The sequence below is a fragment of the Bradyrhizobium sp. U531 genome, assembly GCF_051710265.1.
Lineage (GTDB): Bacteria > Pseudomonadota > Alphaproteobacteria > Rhizobiales > Xanthobacteraceae > Bradyrhizobium.
Genome location: NZ_JASVEN010000003.1, coordinates 144,991 through 164,581, shown reverse-complemented (window position 1 = coordinate 164,581; position 19,591 = coordinate 144,991). Strand labels below are relative to the sequence as shown.

The 19,591-nt window shown below is 66.5% G+C and carries 15 protein-coding genes; 8 read left to right on the top strand and 7 right to left on the bottom strand.

Annotated features, from left to right (window positions below):
• Positions 1-195: 195 nt before the first annotated feature.
• The 4 genes from QRQ56_RS16990 to QRQ56_RS16975 all read left to right on the top strand — a co-directional run bounded on the left by QRQ56_RS16990 (position 196) and on the right by QRQ56_RS16975 (position 3,557).
• Complete coding sequence (locus QRQ56_RS16990) at positions 196-711, top strand: winged helix-turn-helix transcriptional regulator (protein WP_438741683.1); 516 nt, start codon at positions 196-198, stop codon at positions 709-711.
• Between the two features lies 1 nt (position 712).
• The gene (gene fabF, locus QRQ56_RS16985; RefSeq protein WP_438741682.1) at positions 713-1,975 is read left to right on the top strand and encodes a beta-ketoacyl-ACP synthase II; all 1,263 of its coding nucleotides are present in this window, start codon (positions 713-715) and stop codon (positions 1,973-1,975) included.
• Between the two features lie 69 nt (positions 1,976-2,044).
• Positions 2,045-2,677 carry a LysE family translocator gene (locus tag QRQ56_RS16980; protein ID WP_438741681.1) on the top strand — a complete coding sequence of 211 codons (633 nt, stop codon included), beginning with the start codon at positions 2,045-2,047 and terminating at the stop codon, positions 2,675-2,677.
• A gap of 7 nt (positions 2,678-2,684) precedes the next feature.
• On the top strand, positions 2,685-3,557 hold the full coding sequence (locus QRQ56_RS16975; protein ID WP_438741679.1) for an alpha/beta fold hydrolase: 873 nt from the start codon (positions 2,685-2,687) through the stop codon (positions 3,555-3,557).
• 106 nt (positions 3,558-3,663) lie between these two features.
• Here the strand turns inward: QRQ56_RS16975 and QRQ56_RS16970 are convergent, their stop codons facing one another.
• The 3 genes from QRQ56_RS16970 to QRQ56_RS16960 form a co-directional block, all read right to left on the bottom strand.
• The gene (locus QRQ56_RS16970; RefSeq protein WP_438741677.1) at positions 3,664-4,548 is read right to left on the bottom strand and encodes a 4-(cytidine 5'-diphospho)-2-C-methyl-D-erythritol kinase; all 885 of its coding nucleotides are present in this window, start codon (positions 4,546-4,548) and stop codon (positions 3,664-3,666) included.
• 29 nt (positions 4,549-4,577) lie between these two features.
• Positions 4,578-6,374, bottom strand: a complete 1,797-nt coding sequence (locus QRQ56_RS16965; protein ID WP_438741676.1) for a tetratricopeptide repeat protein — start codon at positions 6,372-6,374, stop codon at positions 4,578-4,580.
• A gap of 307 nt (positions 6,375-6,681) precedes the next feature.
• The gene (locus QRQ56_RS16960) at positions 6,682-8,343 is read right to left on the bottom strand and encodes an electron transfer flavoprotein-ubiquinone oxidoreductase (protein WP_438741675.1); all 1,662 of its coding nucleotides are present in this window, start codon (positions 8,341-8,343) and stop codon (positions 6,682-6,684) included.
• A gap of 134 nt (positions 8,344-8,477) precedes the next feature.
• Between QRQ56_RS16960 and QRQ56_RS16955 the strand changes: the two genes are divergently transcribed.
• Positions 8,478-9,281: a uracil-DNA glycosylase gene (locus tag QRQ56_RS16955; protein ID WP_438741674.1), complete on the top strand. Its 804-nt coding sequence runs from the start codon at positions 8,478-8,480 to the stop codon at positions 9,279-9,281.
• A gap of 158 nt (positions 9,282-9,439) precedes the next feature.
• On the opposite strand, the gene QRQ56_RS16950 is transcribed toward QRQ56_RS16955, so the two are convergent.
• From QRQ56_RS16950 to QRQ56_RS16935, 4 genes are all read right to left on the bottom strand, one after another.
• The gene (locus QRQ56_RS16950; RefSeq protein WP_438741673.1) at positions 9,440-10,948 is read right to left on the bottom strand and encodes a glycosyltransferase family 39 protein; all 1,509 of its coding nucleotides are present in this window, start codon (positions 10,946-10,948) and stop codon (positions 9,440-9,442) included.
• Between the two features lie 211 nt (positions 10,949-11,159).
• Complete coding sequence (locus tag QRQ56_RS16945) at positions 11,160-12,026, bottom strand: ribonuclease HII (protein ID WP_438741672.1); 867 nt, start codon at positions 12,024-12,026, stop codon at positions 11,160-11,162.
• Between the two features lie 76 nt (positions 12,027-12,102).
• Positions 12,103-12,558: a VOC family protein gene (locus QRQ56_RS16940; RefSeq protein WP_438741671.1), complete on the bottom strand. Its 456-nt coding sequence runs from the start codon at positions 12,556-12,558 to the stop codon at positions 12,103-12,105.
• Between the two features lie 22 nt (positions 12,559-12,580).
• Entirely contained in the window at positions 12,581-13,759 is a 1,179-nt protein-coding gene (locus tag QRQ56_RS16935; protein ID WP_438741670.1) for a PA0069 family radical SAM protein, read from the bottom strand.
• Between the two features lie 212 nt (positions 13,760-13,971).
• Here QRQ56_RS16935 and QRQ56_RS16930 point away from each other — a divergent pair, with 212 nt between their 5' ends.
• The 3 genes from QRQ56_RS16930 (at position 13,972) to QRQ56_RS16920 (ending at position 19,590) form a co-directional block, all read left to right on the top strand.
• Positions 13,972-16,386, top strand: coding sequence for a phosphoketolase family protein (locus QRQ56_RS16930; RefSeq protein ID WP_438741669.1), 2,415 nt, complete (start codon positions 13,972-13,974; stop codon positions 16,384-16,386).
• A 2-nt stretch (positions 16,387-16,388) separates the two neighbouring features.
• Positions 16,389-17,579 (top strand): acetate/propionate family kinase, encoded by a 1,191-nt coding sequence (locus QRQ56_RS16925; protein ID WP_438741668.1) that lies wholly within the window; start codon positions 16,389-16,391, stop codon positions 17,577-17,579.
• An 82-nt stretch (positions 17,580-17,661) separates the two neighbouring features.
• Positions 17,662-19,590: a hypothetical protein gene (locus QRQ56_RS16920; protein WP_438741667.1), complete on the top strand. Its 1,929-nt coding sequence runs from the start codon at positions 17,662-17,664 to the stop codon at positions 19,588-19,590.
• Position 19,591: the final 1 nt, after the last annotated feature.

Below are 19,591 nucleotides of genomic sequence, written 5' to 3'. Positions count from 1 at the left end.
CTGCAGCGCACCGCACCGGACGATGCTCCGCATCGCCGGGAGCGCTGCGCTGCGTCCGGGGCACGAGAGCCCGATCCTTCGGCACACCGTTCTCACCCCAGGACTAGCCGGCGCTTTCTCCCCGCTCCCTCCACCTGCATCGAGCCGTTCCTCCAGTCACTTGCATTTTGCAAGTCACTACCCTACCTTCCGGCCATGCAGCCCAAATCCCCCTCGATCCTGGAATGCCCGGTCGGCCGCGCCGTCGAGACGGTCGGCGAATGGTGGAGCATCCTGATCCTGCGTGATGCGTTTCAGGGGGCGACGAAGTTCGACGAGTTCTCGCAAAGCCTCGGCATCGCGCCGAACATCCTGTCGCGGCGGCTGGCCCATCTCACGGCGTCGGGCATGTTCGTGCGCCGCCGCTACCACGCGCGGCCGCCGCGTTACGAATATGTGCTGACGGACAAGGCGCGGGATTTCTTTCCGGTCATTGCGGCGCTGCTGGCCTGGGGCAACAAGCATCTGGCGCCGCGAGGCGAATCCATCCTGCTGGCGAGCCGCGACGACATTCGTCCGCTCGATCCCGTCGTCGTCGATGCCGGCAGCCTGCAGCCCATCACGCTCGCCAATACGGTCGCAATCGCCGGGCCGCGCGCGAGCCGGGGAATGCGTCGCCGCATCGCGTCGCTCAAGGCCATGAACCCGGCCATCGCGCCGGCGGGAGACTGACATGCGTCGTATCGTCGTGACGGGAATGGGCGCGGTGTCGCCGCTGGCTTGCGGTGTCGAACTGTCCTGGCGCCGCCTTCTGGCCGGTCAGAGCGGGCTGCGCAAGCTGCCGGAATGGGCGCAGGCGCTGCCGGCGCGCATTGCCGGCCGCGTGCCCGACAAGGCCGGCGACGCCGAGGGCGGCTTCGATCCCGCGCTGGCCGCCGCGCCAAAAGACCAGCGCAAGATGGACCGCTTCATCCTGTTCGCCCTGCTCGCCACCGCCGAAGCGGTCGCACAGGCCGGGTGGATGCCGCAGGATGCCAGCGCGCGCGAACGCACCGCGACGATCATCGCCTCCGGCGTCGGCGGCTTCCCGGCGATGGCGGAAGCGGTGCGCATCACCGAGCAGCGCGGCGTGCGCCGGCTCTCGCCGTTCACGATCCCCTCGTTCCTCGCCAATCTCGCCGCCGGTCACGTCTCGATCAAATACGGCTACAAGGGTGCGCTGGGCACGCCGGTCACCGCCTGTGCCGCCGGCGTGCAGGCCATCGGCGATGCCGCGCGCATGATCCGCAGCGGCGAGGCCGATGTCGCGATCTGCGGCGGCGCGGAGGCCTGCATCGATATCGTCAGCCTCGGCGGCTTTGCGGCGGCGCGCGCGCTGTCGAGCGAATTCAACGACGAGCCCGCACGCGCCTCGCGTCCGTTCGATCGCAAGCGCGACGGCTTCGTGATGGGCGAAGGCGCCGGCATCCTGGTGGTCGAGGCGCTGGAGCATGCACTGGCGCGCGGCGCCACGCCGCTCGCGGAGATCGTCGGCTACGGCACCACGGCGGACGCCTACCACATGACATCGGGGCCGCCCGACGGCGAGGGCGCGCGCCGCGCCATGGAGATCGCGCTTCGGCAAGCGAACCTCGCGCCCACCGATCTGCAGCACTTGAATGCGCACGCGACTTCGACGCCGGCCGGCGACGAGAGCGAGCTTGGCGCGATCGCCGCGCTGTTCGGCCGAAATCGTGGCATCGCGGTGAGCGCGACGAAATCCGCCACCGGCCATCTGCTCGGCGCCGCCGGCGGCCTCGAGGCGATCTTCACCGTGCTCGCCTTGCGCGACCAAACCGCGCCGCCGACGCTCAATCTGGAAGAGCCCGACGCGGGCGCGGAGGGCATCGACATCGTCGCCGGCGCCGCGCGGCCGATGGCGATGCAGCACGCCATCTCCAACGGCTTCGGCTTCGGCGGCGTGAACGCCAGCGTGATCTTCCGCCGCACGGGTTAAACCAGGGCCTCAAACGAAAGGCTTGAACGAGAGTCTTGCAATCGCGGCCCGCTCCGTTACGAAAACAGGATGATCGAAACGAATTTCTGGCTGTTCCTCGCCGCCGCCTGTCTCATTGCCGCCGTTCCCGGCCCCGGCATCTTCTACGTCGCGGCACGGACCTTGTCGGACGGGCGCGCGAGCGGCTTTGCATCGACCGCGGGCACGGCGCTGGGCGGGCTGGTTCATGTGGTCGCCGGCAGCCTCGGCATCTCCGCCATCATCCTGGCGAGCGCCGAATTGTTCGCTGCCGTGAAATTCGTCGGCGCGCTCTATCTGATCTGGCTCGGCATCAGGACCTTTCGCAGCGCCGGCCGCGCGCCGTCGTTCGAGAGCGAGCCGGCCGGAGACACGCGCGCATTCCGCGACGGCGTGCTGGTCGAGGCACTGAACCCGAAGACCGCCGCATTCTTCCTCGCCTTCATTCCGCAATTCCTCGATCCCGCGGGATCGAACCCCACGCTGCAATTCATCATGCTGGGTGCGATCTCGGTGGCGTTGAACACGCTCGCCGACATCTTCGTTGTGCTGACGGCCTCCGCGACACGCGCGCAGCTGATCGGGCGGCCGCATCTGATGCGGCGTCTCACCCAAGGCTCCGGCGTCTTCATCGCCGGCCTCGGCCTGTCGCTCGCGCTGGTCCGGCGCCCGGTGAATGGATAGCGCCAAGATGATCGCTCCGAAAAGCTGCTTCTACGAGTCCCATGGCCTCAAGCTGCATTACGCCGATTGGGGCAACGAGAGCGCACCGCCTCTCATCCTGGTTCACGGCGGACGCGATCATTGCCGGAGCTGGGACGTCATCGCCCGCTCGCTGCAACCGCATTTTCACGTGGTCGCACCCGACCTGCGCGGTCACGGCGATTCCGACTGGACCCGGGGCGGCAGCTACGCCCTGACCGAATATGTCTACGATCTGACCCAGCTCCTTCGCATCATCGCAGCGCCCGAGGTGACGCTGATCGGCCATTCGATGGGAGGCATGGTGAGCCTGATCTTCACCGGAGCTTTTCCCGAGCAGGTCAGGAAGCTGGTCGTGCTCGACGGCGTCACCATGCTGCCGGACACGCCGAAACCGCCGGCGCATGAGCGCATCGGCAAATGGGTCACCCAGCTCGACAAGCTTCACGACCGCACGCCGCGCCGTTATGCGACCCTCGAAGCCGCCGCCGCGCAGATGGTGCTTCACAACAAGCGCCTCGCCCGCGACCTCGCGCTGCATCTCGCCACGCACGGCACGCGGCAGAACGACGACGGCACTTTCAATTGGAAGTTCGATCCCTATCAGCGCACCTCGGCGCCGCACCGGCTCTGGCCCGACGATCACGTCGCGCTGTGGTCGCGCATCGCCTGCCCGACGCTGCTGCTCAATGCCAGCGAGAGCTTCCTCGGCGGCACGCGGGCCGCGGGCTTGGAGCGCTATTTCCAGGATGCGCGCATCGAGACCATCTCAGGCGCCGGACACTGGCTGCAGCACGACAAGCCGGACGAGGTGCTGGGCGAGATCCGGCGGTTTTTGGGGCTAGACGAAGAGCGCCGCTAGCCCCGCTGTAGTAGCCCGCATGAGCGAGGCGACATGCGGGGCGCCACGAGCAAGAATCCCGGATATCGCTCCGCTCATCCGGGCTACGGCCGTCGCGGAAGAATCGCTAGCTCAACGTCCCCGCATGCACCCACCAGCCCGGGTGTTCGCGGCGGATCATGTCGGCGGCGGCCTGCGCCTCGTTCGCCGCGCCATAGATCGCAAAGCAGGTCGCACCCGAGCCCGACATGCGGGCCAGCTTGACGCCGCCGGACGCGCGCAGCGCTTCCAGCACCTCGCCGATGACAGGCTGGATGCGCAGCGCCGGTGCTTCGAGATCGTTGGGGACCTTTTCGAGAACCGCGACCCAATCGGCGATCGATCCGCCCTGCTCCGGCCAGGCCGGAGCCCGCAGCACCGCCGTGGCGCCGACCAGAAGCTCGCCGTTGCGCAGGCCGAGCTCCTTAAACACGTCCTTGGTGGCAACGGGCACGCGGGGATTGACCATCACGCAAGGCATGCTCGGCAGCTCGAGCGGCAACAGCTGCTCGCCGACGCCGGTCATGTCGCAGGCGCGCGAGAACAGGCACACCGGCACGTCCGCGCCGGTCGCGAGCGCGACCTTCTGCAGGCGGGGATCGTCGAGCGACAGATCGTTGAGACGCGCCAGGAGCCGCAGCGCCGCCGCCGCATCGGCCGAGCCGCCGCCGATCCCGGCCGCCACCGGCAGCACCTTGTCGAGCGCAAAGGCGCCCAGCTTCAGGTTCGGCACGGCCTCGGCCAGCAGCTTGGCGGCCTTGAACACCAGATTGTCGGATGTGTCGCCACAGGCCGCGGCCAGCGGCCCGGTGGTGGCGAGCCTCAGCTCGCCGCCCGGCTCCAGCGTGAGCCGATCGGCGCAGTCGGCAAACGCGACCACGCTTTCGAGATCATGATAACCATCGGCACGACGGCCGATCACGCGAAGGCTCAAATTGACCTTCGCCCGTCCTTCTTCAATCAACGCCGGCATTCGCGACGACCCCTTGCCCCTCGTTCGGATCAACCGCCCTTGCCGTCGTCCTTCTTCTTGTCCGCCTGCGCGGCCGAAGAGTTCGAATTGTCGTCGGTCATGCCGTTGGCGATCTTGGCCTCGATCTTCGGAAGCTCTTCCGGCTCGGGCTTGAGGTCGCGGGCGTGCGCCCACTGGAATTTGGCTTCCAGCGTGCGGCCGACGCGCCAATAGGCATCGCCAAGATGGTCGTTGATGGTGGGATCCTCGGGCTTGAGGTCGATCGCGCGCTCGAGGTTCTTCACCGCTTCCTCGTAATTGCCGATGCGGTAATGGGCCCAGCCGAGCGAGTCGACGATGTAGCCGTCGTCGGGACGCTGCTCGACGGCGCGCTTGATCATCTTCATGCCTTCGTCGAGATTCACGCCCTGGTCGATCCAGGAATAGCCGAGATAGTTGAGGACGTGAGGCTGGTCCGGCTGCAGCTCGAGCGCCTTCTTCATGTCGGCTTCGGCCTTGGCCCACTCCTTGGAGCGCTCCTCGCAGATGCCGCGATAATAGTACCAGACGCTGTTGGCCTTGTCGGCGCCGGCCGGCAGCACCTCGATGCCGCGCGAGTAGGTCGCGCCGCAATCGCCGAACTTCTTGCGGCCGCGCTCGATGTTGCCGAGCGCCATGATGGCTTCGAGATCCTTGGCATCATCGGTCGTGACGCCCTTGAGGATCTTGATCGCCTCCTCGGTGCGGTCGGCGGAATCCAGATCGATCGCGAGCTGGATCTGCGCGTTGCGCTTGAGCGGCGAGCTCGCCGGCACGCGCTCATAGACCTTGATCGCCATCTGCGGCCGCTTCACCGATTCATAGAGATCGGCGAGCGAGAGCAGCGCCAGCGGATGGGTCGGCTGCAGGTAGAGCGCGAGCTGCAGATAGACCAGCGCCAGATCCTCGCCGCCGCGGCGGGTCAGCGTGGCGCCGATGCCGTAGAGCGCTTCGGCAGCGCCTCCTTGCGCGGAATCGACCAGCGGCGGCATCTTCTTGCCGGCCTTGGTATCGCGCAGGCCTTCCACGATCAGCGGATGACGCGCGAGCTTCTTGTCGAAAGCCTGGTAGACATTGGTCGCGGCAGCGGAATCCTTGTTGCGCGACAGCCAGCGCCCATAGGCCTCGGTCACGCGCAGCATGGAATCGTCGAGCTTGTAGGCGCGCTCGAAGCGGGTGCCGGCGTCCTTCTCCTTGCCCGCGAGCTCGAGGATCATGCCGGCATGCAGGTCCTTGAACAGCGGATACCATTCGGGGCCGGCCAGCTTGTCGATGGTGGCGACGCCACCCTTAGAATCGCCCGCACCATAGGCCGCCCACCCCGACAGCAGCGTGGCGACGAGATCGGTGATCGGACCGCGGATCGACTGGTTGATGTTGGTCTGCGCCGCCGCGTACTTCTTCACCTTGAGGTCATGCACGCCGACGACGAGACGCGCGACGCGGTTGGTCTTGTCGATGGTGAGGATACGCTCGGCGAGCTTGACGGCTTCCTCGATGTCACCGTCGGCGACCGACGATATGAAGGCGCGATCGAGCAGCTCGTTGTTCTTCGGATCGGTACGCAGCGCCGAGCGGTAGAACGCGGCGGCGGAGGCGGCGTCGCGCTCGACGCTGGCATGGCGGGCGGCGAGATAGCTGCCGGCGGTGGTGAGCGACTTCAGATCGTTTCGGGTCGGAAACTGCGCCGCCGTATCGGAGGGATGATCCGGCGTCTGCGCCAGGACCCTGCCGGGGACGGTTGCGATCGCTGTGCCCATGAGGGCGATGGCGGCAACAGTCCAGCGGTTGAAACGATTTGAGAACATCAGGGCTCGCCTTGAGTTGGTAGTGCCTGGGTTTGCAGCAAATGGCCGTACCGCATGCGAACGCGGCCGGAGGCATCCGGACCCGGAACCGTCAGTCCGACAATGCCGCTTTTGGCGCGTCGCCGCAAGGATTCGGACCGGACGTCCCCCTCCGCTTGCCCCAAATCGGCCGGTAACTGGTCAGGAGCAGCCCCAAGACGCCGCCACTATGGCCGTATCGTGGCCGCGCCCCGTGGCCGCGGCCCCCTCCTCACGCGAACGTGCACCGGATCACCTTCGTGATCAGGTCCGCCCGTCCTGGCCGCCCTTACATCGCCTCGTAGTTCGGACCGCCGCCGCCCTCCGGAGGAACCCAGGTGATGTTACCGTTGGGATCCTTCACGTCGCAGGTTTTGCAGTGGACGCAATTCTGGGCGTTGATCTGGAAGCGCGGGCTCGCGCCCTCCTCGACCCACTCGTAGACGCCGGCCGGACAATAGCGATTCGAAGGACCGGCGAAGACGTCGTGCTCGGAGGTCTTCTGCAGGTTCATGTCCGCGACCTTGAGATGTACCGGCTGGTCCTCCTCGTGGTTGGTATTGGACAGGAACACCGAGGACAGCTTGTCGAAGGAGATCTTGCCGTCCGGCTTCGGGTAGCTCTTCGGAGTGTGGCTCTTCGCCACGTCGAGCGTGGCACGGTCGACCTTGGCATGCGACTGGGTGCCGAACAGCGAGGCGCCGAACAGCGTGTTGCACCACATGTCGAAGATTCCTAGCCCGGCGCCGATGAAGGTGCCGAACTTCGACAGCAGCGGCTTGGCGTTGCGGACGGGATAGAGGTCCTTGCCGACGACGGAATCGCGCCATGCATTCTCGTAGTCGACGAGCTCGTCATTGGCGCGGCCCGCGGCGAGCGCGCCATTCACATGCTCGGCAGCGAGCATGCCGGTGCCCATCGCGTTGTGCACGCCCTTGATGCGCGGCACGTTGACGAAGCCGGCGGCGCAGCCGATCAGCGCGCCTCCGGGGAAGCTCAGCCGCGGCACCGACTGATAGCCGCCTTCGGTGATGGCGCGGGCGCCATAGGCCAGCCGCTTGCCGCCCTCGAGCGTGGCACGCACCGCAGGATGGTTCTTGACGCGCTGGAATTCGTCGAACGGCGACAGATAGGGATCGTTGTAGTTGAGGTGGACGACGAAGCCGATCGACACCAGGTTCTCGTCGTAATGATAGAAGAACAAGCCGCCGCCGGTATCGTTGTTCAGCGGCCAGCCGACCGCGTGCTGGACCAGACCCTTCTGATGCTTGGCGGGATCGATCTGCCAGACTTCCTTGAGACCGATGCCGAATTTCGGCGGCTCGCTCTTGGCGTCGAGCGCGTATTTCGCAATGAGCTGCTTGGACAGGCTGCCGCGGGCGCCTTCAGCGAACAGCGTGTACTTGCCGAGCAATTCCATGCCGCGGGTGAAGGAATCGTTCGGCTTGCCGTCACGGCCGACACCCATGTCGCCGGTGGCGATACCGCGCACGGCTCCCTTGTCGTCGTAGAGCACTTCGGCTGCGGCGAAGCCCGGATAGATCTCGACGCCGAGCGCCTCGGCTTTGCGCGCCAGCCAGCGGCAGACATTGCCGAGCGAGCCGATGTAGCAATGATGATTGTCCATCAGCGGCGGCATGATGAAGTTCGGCAGCTTGATCGAGCTGGTCTCGGTGAACCAGAAGAAGCGGTCGTCCTTCACCTGGGTCTTGAGCGAGCAATCGGGATCGTCGCGCCAGTCCGGAAACAGCTTGTCGAGACCGGCGGGATCGATCACGGCGCCGGAGAGAATATGTGCGCCGACCTCGGAGCCCTTTTCCACCACGACGACGTTGAGATCGGCATTGAGCTGCTTCAGCCGGATCGCGGCCGACAGGCCCGAGGGGCCGGCGCCGACGATGACGACGTCGAATTCCATGGATTCGCGCGGGGGAAGTTCTTCGGTGCTCATCTGATCTCAGCCCTTGGACGGTCCTCGGTCGTTTGCGCCCCCTTGTTTCCGATTTTTCCGGGTAGGACAACCTCGGAATCGCATTTCGCCGGGATGCAAGTCCGGCCAAGGTGCTATAAAAGTCAGACTTTCCCATGATCCCCGAACCCGCACCCACCGTCCGAGAGCTTCTCGCCTTCTATCTGGAGGCCGGCGTCGACTGCGCGCTCGCCGAGGAACCGATAGACCGCCTGGCGGAAATCGACGCGCCCCCGCCGGCCCCGCGCGCGGTGCCAGCCGAGGCGCCTCGCCCGGTGGCCGCGCCTGCCACGATGCGCGGCGAGGCCGCGCCTGCGCCCGACATCGCCATCGCGTCGGCGCGCGAGGCGGCGCGCACCGCGCCGACGCTGGAGGCACTGCGCGAGCTGATGCAGAATTTCGAGGGCTGCGCGCTGAAACACACCGCGACGCGGCTGGTGTTCGCCGACGGCAATCCGCAGGCGCGCATCATGTTCGTCGGGGAGGCGCCGGGCCGCGACGAGGACATCGAGGGCCTGCCCTTCGTCGGGCGCAGCGGCAAGCTGCTCGACCTCATGATCGGCGCGATCGGCCTCAACCGCAGCACCGCCTATATCGCCAACGTGATTCCCTGGCGGCCGCCCGGCAACCGCACGCCGACGCCGCAGGAGACGCAGATCTGCCTGCCCTTCATCCAGCGCCACATCGAGCTGGTGAATCCCGACGTGCTGGTGACGCTCGGCAATCCCTCGACCCAGACGCTGCTGGGAACACGCGACGGCATCATGCGCACCCGCGGGCGCTGGTTCGAGTACGAAACCGGCCAGCGCACCATCCGCGCGCTGCCGACGTTCCATCCCGCCTATCTGCTGCGCTCGCCGTCGTACAAGCGCCTGGCCTGGCAGGATCTGCGCGCGATCGCGAAGGTGCTGGCGGGCTAACAGGCTGCCTGGGGTGGCGGGTTGGTGAGGGGCGGAAATACTCCCTCCCCGTCATTGCGAGCGCAGCGAAGCAATCCAGAATCCCTCCGGGGAAAGATTCTGGATTGCTTCGTCGCAAGGGCTCCTCGCAATGACGCCGGAGAGAGCACGTTTGCAGCTCACGTCCCCTTCGGCCGCACGATGGCCCAGCCGACGCGCAGAAGCTGCTGGCGTCCGGTCACCAGCCATTCGAAGGCGCGCGGCACTTCGGGCACGATGCCGGGAAAGCGCTTGAGGATGTCCGGCGGCGGCGTGCCCGCGGTATCCGCCGCGCGCCAGACCACGACGCCTCCGGTCTCGGCAAACTTGGCCTGGTTCATCCAGGGTGTGCGGGCGGGGTCGGCGTCGATGAAGAGATGCGGCCGGCCGGAATGCAGAGTGATCAGGCTCGCCAGCTGCGTCTCGCCCGCGACGGCGCGCAGGCGATGGTTGGTGCGGCGGGCAAAACTCTCGTCGAAGAAATCAGAGATCGCGCGCGCCGGCATCGAGGTCGCGATCTCGTTGGCGCCGGTAAAGGGCAGCAGCAGCACGGCGAGCACGACACCGATCGCGGGCGCCACGACGGCGGCGGCCCAGACCATCCGCAGCATCCGTGCGCGCCGCATCGCGATGAGATCGCCGGCCGCCACCACCACCGCAAGTCCGGACACGACCAGCACGACCCCGGCACCACCGACGAGGGAGTCGAGCCCGAGCAGGCCGGAGATCAGCACCGCACCGAGCGCCGGCGCCAGCGCGAAGAAGTAGACGAAGTTGCGCGCGAGCGGCTCGACCGGCGGCCGATAGATGATCGGCGGCTCCTCACCCTTGCCGGAAAACATGCTGGTGTTGAGGAAGGCCAGCGCGGGAATTGCGGCGGCCCCGAGGACGAGGCCACCGAGCAGCCAGGCCGCATGGATCGCGCGCGCGTTCAGATCGGTGACCGCAGGCAAGGTCGGCAGAACCAGCGTCTCGGCCCGCATCAGCCACGCCGCATAGGGCAGCGCCAGCACGGCCACGACGATCAACGCGAACAGCGGATCTAGCGCGAGCAGCGTGCGGCGGCCGCCAGCGGTCGAGAGCGCGAAGACGACGAGCAGGAGCAGCAGGAAGATCGCGGAAGGCGTCGTCAGCAGCAACAGGCCGGCCTCGATCGACCAGGCGAACCAGGCATTGCCGCGGCGCTGGCCGATGATCTGCCAGGAGTGCAGCAGCAGCAGCGCCCAGAGCGGCCGCGCCAGCACCAGCGGCCCGAAATCGAGCGCGGACGACGAGAAAGCGAGCGCCGTCATGGTCAGGAGCACGGCGAGCACCGCCTGCTGCGAGCCGACCACGGCGCGGGAGAGATAATAGAGCGTGATGAAGGTGGCGATCTCGCAGAGCTCGGCGAGCACATAGACGCCGAACATGTGGCCGCCGGCGGCGCGATAGGCGATGTCGGCGAGCCAGATCGGCAAGGGCGGGCCAAGATCAGTGCCGACCTGGTATTCGCGCCCGAAGGCCAGCAGCGTCGCGAGGCTGCCCGGCGGGCTGCGATAGAACGCCAGCGCCACGAACAGCCACATCGCGGCCTGAAGCAGCACGGCGATCCACACGATCAGCCGCGGCCGGGCGCGAATGAGCTCGATGACCAGGGAGGTAAACCGCATGCAACGTCCGAAAGATGCAGCCAACCCGTCCAGCCGGCCCTATTCGCTCACGACTACTTTGATAAGGGGCGTGACGCGTTGTGGCAACGACCGTCTGCTCGTCATGCCCGGGCTTGTCCCGGGCATCCACGTTCTTCGGAGCGAGCGGCCAAGACGTGGATGGCCGGGTCAAGCCCGGCCATGACGATTCGGAAACTGCGGGGGCTAGACCCTAGAGCCCAACCGAAGCGTCGACCTCGACGACTGCTTCCACCTGCACCTCGGTGACCGCAAACAGATCGGGCACCGGCGCGACGGTCCAGGGCATGTGCTTGGCGCGTGCGGCCGCGACGGGGGCGAAGAAGCTGCGGTGGTGGACGGTGGGACCGAGGCGGTTGAGCGCATCGAGATGATCGGGGACGCCGTAGCCCTTGTGCTGCTCGAAGCCGTAGCCCGGGCAGTCCTGTGCCAGCGCGCACATCAAGCGGTCGCGCGTCACCTTGGCGACGATGGAGGCCGCCGCGATCGAGAGCACGATACCGTCGCCGCCGATCACCGCCTCGCAATCGCACGCCGTATCGAGCCGGTCGCGGCCGTCGACGAAGACGTGGCGGGGCGCCTCGGGCAGCGCCACCACGGCGCGCTTCAGCGCCCAGAGCGAGGCCCTCAATATATTGTCGCGGTCGATTCGCGCGCGCGAGGCGACAGCGACCGAGACCTGTGCGGTGGCGCAGATCCTGTCGAACAGCTTTTCGCGCTCCTCGGCCGTCAGGCGCTTGGAATCGTCAATGCCGCGCGGGATGCGGTCGGGATCGAGAATCACGGCGGCCGCCACCACCGGGCCTGCGAGCGGTCCGCGGCCGGCCTCGTCGCAGCCGGCGACCGGCCAGATGCCGCGCTTGATCAGCGCGCGCTCGCGGCGGAAGCTGGGGGATGCGACGGCGATGATGCCCTTCTTCGCGGCGGGAGCTTTCGACGTCTTGCCCGCAGCCGCTTTCGCCGCCTTGGCGGGCGCAGCCTTCTTGGCGGCGTCCTTCTTGGCAGCGTCCTTCCTGGGCGCGCCTTTGGCTGGTTTCGTCGCGGACTTGTCCCGAATCATGGCCGGGATCGTGCGCAAGCAGCCTTGCCGGCGCAACCGGGAACCAGGCGCAATTCCCGCTATTCAGGCCGCCGCCCTACTCCGCCAGATGCACCCGCCGGTCCTCGCCGACCTCGATGCCCGGCGCGACCACGACCTCCCAGGGATGGCCGTCAGGGTCGGTGAAATAACCGGAATAGCCGCCGTAATCGGTCTCGTGCGCGGGCTTCAGCAGCCTTGCGCCCTTGCCGAGCGCGAAGGCCAGCACGGCATCGACCTCCTCGCGCGTGGCGCAGTTCCATGCGAGCGTCATGCCGCGGAAGGTCGCCGGCCTGGGATCGTCAGGCAGCCTGGCATCGGCGGCGAGCTGATCCCAGGGAAACAGCGCGAGCACCGGACCGCCGGTATCGTAGAACGCCACCGCCTCGCCAGTCGCTTTCAGCCGGCGCGAAAAACCGAGCGCGTCGTAGAAGGCGATGCTGGCGCGGATGTCGCTTACACCCAGGGTGATAACGGTGAGCCGGGGGACCGGCGGATGAAGTTCCTTGACCATGCAACGCCTCTTCCACTTTCGCTCAGAACAGACTGAGCTGATCGCCGTTCCGCTTCGGCCGCGCAAAATGATCCGTCGTCAGCCTGGAGCGCCGCTTGTTGAGCCCGAGCCGCTCGCAGGCGATCTCGAAGCGGCGGCCGATGGTCCAGGCCATCGGTCCCGTGCCCTTCATCCGCTCGCCCCATTTGGCGTCGTAGTCGCGGCCGCCGCGCATGTCGCGGATCAGGGTGAAGACGTGGCGATAGCGGTCCGGATAATTCGCCATCAGCCATTCGCGGAAGAGGTCGCGCACCTCCAGCGGCAGCCGCAGCAGCACATAGGAGGCTTCCCCGACGCCGGCATGGGCGGCGGCATCGAGGATGCGCTCGATCTCGGAATCGTTCAGCGCGGGGATCACGGGCGCGACCATCACGGTGGTGGGAATGCCGGCGTCCGAGAGCTGCTTCAGCGCCTCCAGCCGCTTCGTCGGCGTCGAGGCCCGCGGCTCCATGGTGCGCGCCAGCTTCGGATCGAGCGAGGTGACCGATATCCCGACCTTGGCGAGGTTGCGCTTGGCCATGCGCTGGAGAATGTCGATGTCGCGCACCACCAACGCCGATTTGGTGACGATGCCGACGGGATGGCCGGCACGCTCCAGCACTTCGAGAATGCCGCGCATGATTTTGCGCTCGCGCTCGATCGGCTGATAGGGATCGGTGTTGGTGCCGATCGCGATCATCCGCGGCTCGTAACCGGGTGCGGCGAGCTCCTTCTCGAGCAGCGCCGGCGCCTCCGGCTTCACGAACAGCTTCGATTCGAAGTCCAGTCCCGGCGACAGGCCGAGATAGGCGTGGGTCGGCCGCGCGAAGCAATAGACGCAGCCATGCTCGCAGCCGCGATAGGGATTGATCGAGCGGTCGAAGCCGATGTCGGGGGAATCGTTGCGCGTGATCACCTTGCGCGAGGTATCGACCGCGACGGAGGTCTTGAACGGCGGCAGCTCTTCCAGGCTCTGCCAGCCGTCGTCGAAGGCGACGCGGGCCTCGGCCTCATAGCGGCCGCTGGCATTGGACTGGGCTCCGCGCCCTCGCCGGCGCGCCCGGTCGATGGCGACGCCAAGTTCTGGAAAATCGGCCGGAAAGTCAGAGTCCACACCCGCCGGCTCGGAGGGCGCCTTGACCGGCGGGTGCTTGAGAGCATGAGAGGATGCTGCTGGACTCATGCAGGCAAGATAGCACGCAAATGGAACAAATCAAGAACACAAACGAAAAACTCGAAAACAACCCCCATGCAAAGTAGCCCGCCCAAATTTCGGGCGGGGTCCTTTGACCTCACGCAACACGCCCGTCGCAACCATTTCGTTTGATGCGGATCAGGGATCGATCGTCGCGGAACAATGTTGGTGACGATCGCTGGGTGAAGGTCAGCAGGAACATGACGAATCAACAACAATCGGCCTCAGGACACAGCGACCTCGAACTCCTCGATCGCTATTGGCGCGCCGCGAACTACCTCTCCGTCGGGCAAATCTACCTGCTCGACAACCCGCTGCTGCGCGAGCCCTTGCGCGCCGAGCACATCAAGCCGCGCTTGCTCGGCCATTGGGGCACGACGCCCGGCCTGAACTTCATCTACGCTCATCTCAACCGCGTCATTCGCGCACTGGATGTCAGCGTGCTCTATGTCTGCGGTCCCGGCCACGGCGGGCCCGGCATGGTCGCCAACACCTATCTGGAAGGCAGCTATAGCGAGATCTACCCTGATATCGCGCGCGATGCGGACGGCATGCGCAAGCTGTTCAGGCAGTTCTCGTTCCCCGGCGGCATTCCAAGCCACGCGGCGCCGGAGACGCCCGGCTCGATCCACGAGGGCGGCGAGCTCGGCTACGCGCTGGTGCATGCCTATGGCGCGGCGCTGGACAATCCTGATCTGATCGTTGCCTGCGTGGTCGGCGATGGCGAAGCAGAGACCGGCCCACTCGCGGCGTCCTGGCACTCCAACAAGTTCCTGAACCCTGCGCATGACGGCGCCGTGCTGCCGATCCTGCATCTCAATGGCTACAAGATCGCCAATCCGACCGTGCTGGGGCGGATGAAAGATGCGGAAATCCGCGATCTCTTCCGCGGCTTCGGCCACGAGCCGCTGTTCGTCGAGGGCGACGATCCCGGATTGATGCACCAGGCCATGGCGGATGCGCTCGATGTCGCGTTCGCCAGCATCCGTTCGATCCAGCAGCACGCCCGCGACGGACGGACAAGCATCGAGCGGCCGCGCTGGCCGATGATCGTGCTGCGCAGCCCGAAAGGCTGGACCGGCCCGAAAGAAGTCGACGGCAAGAAGGTCGAAGGTTTTTGGCGCGCGCACCAGGTGCCGGTCGCGGGCTGTCGTGAAAACCCCGCGCATTTAAAGGTGCTCGAAGACTGGATGCGCAGCTACGAGCCGGAAAAACTGTTCGACGCGAGCGGCGCGCTCATTCCCGAGCTGCAGGCGCTGGCGCCCGACGGCACCAGGCGCATGGGCGCCAATCCGCATGCCAATGGCGGCCTGCTCAGAAAGGAGCTGAAGCTGCCGGACTTCCGCAGCTTCGCCGTGAAGGTGCCAAAGCCCGGCGGCGTCACCGCGGAAGCGACGCGCGAGCTCGGCAAATTCCTGCGCGACGTCATCCGCCTCAACGCCGGGGAACGCAACTTCCGCATCATGGGGCCGGACGAGACCGCGTCGAACCGGCTGGACGCGGTGTTCGAGGAGACCGAGCGGGTCTGGATGGAGCCGATCGAACCTTACGACGTGCATCTGGCGCAAGACGGCCGCGTCATGGAGGTCTTGAGCGAGCATCTCTGCCAGGGCTGGCTCGAGGGCTATCTGCTCACCGGCCGGCACGGCTTCTTCTCGTGCTACGAGGCCTTCATCCACATCATCGATTCCATGTTCAACCAGCACGCCAAATGGCTGAAGGTGACGCGGCATCTGCCATGGCGGCGCCCGATCGCCTCGCTCAACTATCTCCTGACCTCGCATGTCTGGCGGCAGGACCATAACGGCTTCAGCCATCAGGACCCCGGCTTCGTCGATCTCGTCGCCAACAAAAAGGCCGACATCGTCCGCATCTACTTCCCGCCAGACGCCAACACGCTGCTGTGGATCGCCGATCACTGCCTGCGGACCTACAATCGCGTCAATGTCATCGTCGCCGGCAAACAGCCGGCGCCGCAATGGCTGTCGATGCAGGACGCCGCCACACATTGCGATGCCGGCATCGGCATCTGGGGTTGGGCCGGCACCGAGGACGCAGGCGGCGAGCCCGACGTGGTGATGGCCTGCGCCGGCGACGTGCCAACGCTGGAGACGCTCGCCGCCGTCGATCTGCTGCGCAAGGCGCTGCCGGACCTGAAGATCCGCGTCGTCAACGTCGTCGATCTCATGACGCTGCAACCGAAGGAGCAGCATCCGCACGGCCTGTCCGACCGCGACTTCGACAGCCTGTTCACGACGGACAAGCCCGTGATCTTCGCCTATCACGGCTATCCTTATCTCATCCATCGGCTGACCTATAACCGCACCAACCATGCCGGCATGCATGTGCGCGGCTTTGCCGAGGAAGGCACCACGACGACGCCGTTTGACATGGTCGTGCTCAACGAGCTCGACCGCTATCACCTCGCGATCGAGGTGATCGATCGCGTGCCCGGGCTTGCGACCAGGGCCGCGCAGGCCAAACAGCAATTCCGCGACAAGCTGATCGAGCATTCGCGCTATGTGAGGGAATACGGCGAGGACATGCCGGAGATCCTGGGTTGGGTCTGGCCCAACAGCTCCGGCGGCAACACCCCGGCCGGAGCCGGCGACTAGCCATGGCGGACACGGTCCTCGTCCTCAATTCGGGATCGTCGAGCATCAAGTTCGGCCTGTTCGATATTTCGGCGACCGAGCCCAGCCTGCTCTGCAAGGGCCTGCTCGACGAGCACGAGGCCAAGCCCCGGCTCGTGGTGCGCAGTCCTTCGGGCGAAGACCTGTTCGAGACGCGAAGCGACGCGGCGGATGCCGAAGGCAGCCATCTGTTCGCCGATGTGCTCGCCTTCATCGAGGAGCGGTTTGGCGAACGCAGCCTGCGCGCCGTCGGCCACCGCATCGTTCACGGCGGACCGGATTATTCAGGTCCTGTCGTGTTGACGGACGAGGTCACCGCGAAGCTCGAAGCCTTGACGCCGCTGGCGCCGCTGCACCAGCCCCGCTGCCTCGCGCCGGTCCGCACGCTCGCGGCGATCCGGCCCGCGCTGACGCAGATCGCCTGTTTCGACACCGCTTTCCACCACGGCCTCGCGCCGCCCGCGAGCCGCTTTGCGATTCCGCGGCGTTTCGAGGCGCGCGGTCTCCGCCGCTACGGCTTTCACGGCCTCTCCTTCGAATATGTCGCAGGCCGCCTTGGAGAGATCGCGCCGGAGCTCGTCGCTAAGCGCACCGTGATCGCGCATCTCGGCAACGGCGCCAGCCTGTGCGCATTGCGCCACGGCCGCAGCGTCGACACCACGATGGGGCTGACGCCGCTCGACGGTCTCGTGATGGGCACACGCTCAGGCACGATCGATCCCGGCGTGCTGCTCTATCTGCAACAGCACGAGAGGATGTCGCTCGAAGACGTCCAGCATCTGCTCTATCACGAGTCCGGCCTCCTCGGCGTCTCCGGCCTCTCCGCCGACATGCGCACCCTGCTGGCGAGCGGCGAGGCCGCGGCGCGGGAGGCGGTCGATCTCTTCACCTTCCGCGCGGCGCAAGCGATCGCGATGATGGCGACGACGCTTGGAGGGTTCGACGGCCTGGTCTTCACCGGCGGCATCGGCGAGCATGCCAAGGAGATCCGCAGCGCGATCGGCGAGCGGCTCGGCTGGCTCGGCGTGCGGATCGATGCGGCGGCGAATGACGCGGCGCGCGAGCGGATCAATGCCGACGACAGCGCCGTCGATGTGCTCGTGATCCCAACCAATGAAGAGCTGACGATCGCGCGGCACTGCGCTGCCCTGATCGGCGGACGTCACATCACGTGACATTTTTATGAATGATCTGCCGCAACGAGACCGTCAAAGTCTCGTGGCATAGGTGCCGCATCAATCATCGAGCGGACAGATCATGAAGACCCACATCATCGAAGAGCTCGGACAAGGCGGCATCCTGTTGCCCGCGCTGATCGCGGAAGGGCTCGCCGCCAACGATCGCATCAAGGTGCGGATGAGTGCATTGCAGGCGGCGGCACAGCATGCGCAGGATCCTGGCCGGCCCGCGAGTGACCTTGCCGTCGAAAGCCAGACGGCGGGCATTGCTCCCACCGTCATCGCGACACTGATCGGCGGAGCCCATCTGATCAGTCACGGCCGGCTCGCGGCGCCCGAACTGGCGAAGCTGATGCAGGAGATCGCGGACGATGCGGCGACCATGATCCGCGCCGTCGGCGCCGGCGCAGCGAGCGAAGGCGAGAGAGCGCAGACGCGCCTCGAGGCGATCCGCGCGGCCGGCCTGCTCGAGCCCAAAAGCGAGATCGCTCTGTCCCACATTGCGCGTCTGACGGGGGTCGCGGATGCGGGCGGCGACAGCCTGCATCGCCTCGTCATGGATCTGCACAAGCAGCTCAACAGGCTCGCAACGAGTTGCGCGGAAGAAACGCTCGACGGCGCCCATGTCTTCGGTCTGCACAGCGAGGACCGGACGGCGGTCGCCGCTTTCATGAAGGGTCTGAACGCGACGCGCGGTCTCAAGTTCAATCACCCCGGCCTCGACACGATGGCCACGCGAACCGACGGCCGGCTGCTGATCCAGAACGACATCGGCACCACGGACGCTCATGTCGTCGTGATCACGGTGAAGAAGAACGCGGTCACGGTGACCTACACCGACGTGCATCTGGCGCGCGCGAAATTCTTCATCTCGCTGTTCGACAAGTTCGAGGCGAATTGGAGCGGCCTCGATCGTCACACCGCCGCGGGCCTCGGAGACGACAATTCCTTCTATCTCGTCACCGGCCAATACCAGCCCGGACACGCCGCCGATCGTAACGAATTCCTCGCGGCGGTGGGTGCCGCGCTGGTCTTTCTGATCGACTGGAACAAGGCACGCAAGCTGCTCAGGACCTGGGTTGCCAAGGACGACGCGGTGCACATACTGGAATGGGGCGCGCGTCAGCGGATCGGCCATCGTGGTTTTCTCGAACTCGGCGGCAACGATCTGCTGGGCTCTGCGGTTCGGAACGCCGCCCCGGCGCGGATCGGCTTCGGCGAGCGGCTCGACCAGGCGCTCGGCCGCAGCGCCGCAATCGATTTTCTGAAGGCTTCGCTGCGCGCTTCCACCGAGGCATTGATCGCGGGCCGCTCGGTCAGGACGGTGCGCGACCAGATCGAAGCAGATCTGATGCGGCATCTGGATCGCGTTGACGGAGCTTTGCTGGCGGCGGTGCTGCGTCAAATCGGTCTCGCCCACGATCTCGTCGCGGCGATCTCGCGTCATATCGCAGCCTTGCGCTCCGGCCGGCCCGCCGACGCCACCCAGCTGACGCGGCGCTGCGGCATGATCGAGCAAAAGGCCGACAGAATCGCATTCGAGGGCCGCAACGAGGTCGACCGCCTCAATGCGCGACCGCTGATCGGGCAACTGATCGATCGTGCCGAGGAAGCCGTCGACGAGCTGGAACAGGCCGCCTTCATCGCCTCGCTGATGCCGGAAAGAACCGATCCGTCCCTGCTGGCGGCATTGGCAGAGCTTTGCGCCGTGGCAGAGACCGCGACCGAGGTCGCCGCGAGCGGCGTCGCCGCCGCGATCGACGTGCCGGAAGGACGGCACGCCGATTCCGAGGATGCTCTCGCCGCCGTGACCCGCCTGATCGATGCCGAACACGCCGCGGACAACCGCGAGCGCGCGACGACTGCACTGGTCTTCGGCGGCGGCTTCGACGTCGCGACCTCGCTGTCGGTGATCGAGCTCGCCCGCGCCGTCGAACGCGCCACCGACCGCTTCGCCGCGTTCGGCCATCTGCTCCGCCGTCACATCATGATCGATCTCGCAGCCTGAG